We start from the raw sequence: 1,286 nt of genomic DNA on the forward strand, positions 1-1,286 counted from the left end.
ACGGATCAGTGGTGGGGTGGTTATGTTTTGGCTTTTGCCGGGGGGCGCCGTTTCGTTTTTTTGGGCGGTGGCGGATTAGCGCGATGTCGGATCGCGGCCATCATGGCGAAGGCGAGCATCACCAAGGACACATGACGGTGCCAGCCATGCCAGGATCTGCTCTCGTTGTGATCGAGCCCGAACTCGTTTTTCGCGGTTTCAAAGCTGTCCTCGATCGCCCATCGATGACCTTCGACCGCGACCAGCGTTTCAATGGCTGTTCCCGCTGGGCACCAGGTGGTGAAGAAGGCGAGGTCATCATCGGCAATGCGACGACGGATCAGTAGACCGCGTGTCCACAAACCGTCATTTGCACTGTTGGACTGCTCGGCCTCGAGATCCGCCAATTCGAGATAACACCAATCGTGCAGCCGCGGTCCTTTGGTTCCGGCTCCCGCCGACAGGCGCTTCCAGTCGGATGAGCGCCGCGTCCGGGCGAGGTCTGCAGCCGTACCGGCGACCGGCGGTCGCTTGCCCCAGGATCGAAACACATGAGCGCTGCTGACCCCAAGCACGTAGCCTTTGCCTGCCCGACGCAGTTGCTGTTCGATGTTGCCAACACCGTAGACGGTATCACCGGCAACCCACTTGAATGGTACAGACGCGGCTATCGCGCGCGCGATCATTCTCGTCGCAAGCTTTGGTTTGGTCGCAAAGTCGACATCGGCAGGCACATATGTGGCTTCAAGACGATCTGGATCGTCGGTCCATTCCTTCGGAAGATACAACGCGCGATCGATGAACGCATGACCATGACGCGAAACGTAGGCAGCGAAGACGCCGATCTGGCAGTTCGTGATCTTCCCTGCCGAACCAGTGTATTGCCGCGCCACTCCGCATGACGCTTTGCCCTGTTTGAGAAAGCCGGTCTCGTCGATCACCAGCACTGCATCGTCATCCGCCAAATGCTCGATGACATAGTCGTGCACGATATCGCGCAGAGCATCAGCGTCCCAGTCTCCACGACCCAGAATCGCCTGCTGCCGCCATGGGCCGGGATCGCCAGCCGCCTCCGCGCGCATCCAACCGGTCTTGCGCTGCTCATCTCCGAGCAGACCTTCCAGGAACAGGCCTGCATTTGTCGCAACACGCTCTTGCGTGAACAACGGACGTATCCGTTGCTTGATCTCTCGAAGCGACGCCGCCCACAACGCAAGCGTCTCCTCAACCGACGCGGCCCGCGCCCACGACATTCGAATCATGGTTGCCCATGGATTCAGAAGCCCGCAACAAAAGCAACTGTAATG

The 1,286-nt window shown here is 59.5% G+C and carries 1 protein-coding gene; it reads right to left on the minus strand.

The window, feature by feature from the left end; all coding sequences use genetic code 11:
* Positions 1–20: 20 nt before the first annotated feature.
* A complete protein-coding gene (locus AC0L30_RS42960) occupies positions 21–1,241 on the minus strand; it encodes an IS701 family transposase (RefSeq protein WP_473406788.1) in 1,221 nt (406 codons plus the stop codon).
* Between the last annotated feature and the right edge of the window lie 45 nt (positions 1,242–1,286).

It is taken from the genome of Bradyrhizobium sp. MI1.11, assembly GCF_055811255.1.

What these genes read in the sequence shown, in the direction of transcription:
- AC0L30_RS42960 (WP_473406788.1), bottom strand. Translation starts at nt 1,241, where the DNA reads ATGATTCGAATGTCGTGGGCGCGGGCCGCGTCGGTTGAGGAGACGCTT.